This is a genomic window from Zoogloea oryzae, assembly GCF_030161255.1.
GTDB lineage: Bacteria > Pseudomonadota > Gammaproteobacteria > Burkholderiales > Rhodocyclaceae > Zoogloea > Zoogloea oryzae.
In genome coordinates this window covers 1-1,011 of the sequence record NZ_BSPX01000220.1, presented here as the reverse complement: position 1 = coordinate 1,011, position 1,011 = coordinate 1, and the positions used below count along the sequence as shown (strand labels likewise).

2 protein-coding genes are annotated in these 1,011 nt (G+C 36.2%); one reads left to right on the top strand and one right to left on the bottom strand.

Going from position 1 to position 1,011, the window contains the following annotated elements; genetic code table 11:
* The coding region (gene rplT / locus QQK25_RS24820; RefSeq protein WP_498027254.1) for a 50S ribosomal protein L20 at positions 1 to 308 on the top strand (308 nt) is incomplete at its 5' end.
* A 311-nt stretch (positions 309 to 619) separates the two neighbouring features.
* Here rplT and rpsR read toward each other — a convergent pair.
* Positions 620 to 1,011, bottom strand: a 392-nt coding sequence (rpsR, locus tag QQK25_RS24815) for a 30S ribosomal protein S18 (RefSeq protein ID WP_284190067.1), incomplete at its 5' end; no start/stop codon positions are given.

Below are 1,011 nucleotides of genomic sequence, written 5' to 3'. Positions count from 1 at the left end.
CAAAAACAAGTTTATTTGTATCAACCTTTCGAGGGGCCCATTCAAAACTGACCCGAATTGGTATTCAACAAAAAATAAGAGCTTTGGCTTCCGCGGATAGGGATAGGGGCAGACAAAAGAGAACTTTTCGCCGTTTATGGATCACTCGAATAAATGCAGTAATTCGTGAGACTATGGTATCCTATAGTTATAGTCGATTAATACATGATCTGTACAAGAATCAGTTGCTTCTTAATCGAAAAATACTCGCACAAATAGCTATATCAAACAGGAATTGTCTTTATATGATTTCCAACGAGATCATTTAATAGGCAGAGAGATTGGACGGAATTAATGGGAATGCGTGAAATGGGAGCCCCGGAGAAAAAACCCCGGGAAGGGAGAGAGGAGAAATGAATATGATCAAAATTAACCAACGCACTTCAATAAAAAAGTGTTCTTCCTTTTTTTGTCCTTTTTTTTGTATCGTACGACGCGACAATCAAACCAACCTGGATTTTCTTAGTTTTGACCAAAACATCCACCCGAAACCCGCATTGAAGTTCGGATTGGAATTTAGAATCCATTGAAGAATGAGGAATATAAATCGATTGATTTATTACACATTTTTTATATTTTCTTATTTTTTATCTTTTTTGATTAGAGGGGTAGACTTATTTCTTACCCATTTTCTATTTTTTTTTATTGTATCTTTTTTGATTAGAGGGGCGGACTTAGGTCTCTTCCATTTTGTATCATTAGTATTAAGAAAAGGTAACAATGATAAAATACGAGCTTGTTTTATAGCAATAGTAATTAATCGTTGTTGTTTTAAAGTCGATCTGGTTACACGCCTAGATAATATCTTCCCTTGTTCACTAATAAATCGACTAAGTAAACTGATGTTTCTATAATCAATTCGATCCCCCGGCCCAATTGGGGGCAAACGCCTACGAAAAGATTGCTTTCGCTTGGATTTAAGAAGGGCTAGTGTCGATTGAGGTCGTGTGGATTTAAGAAAGGGTCGTTTGG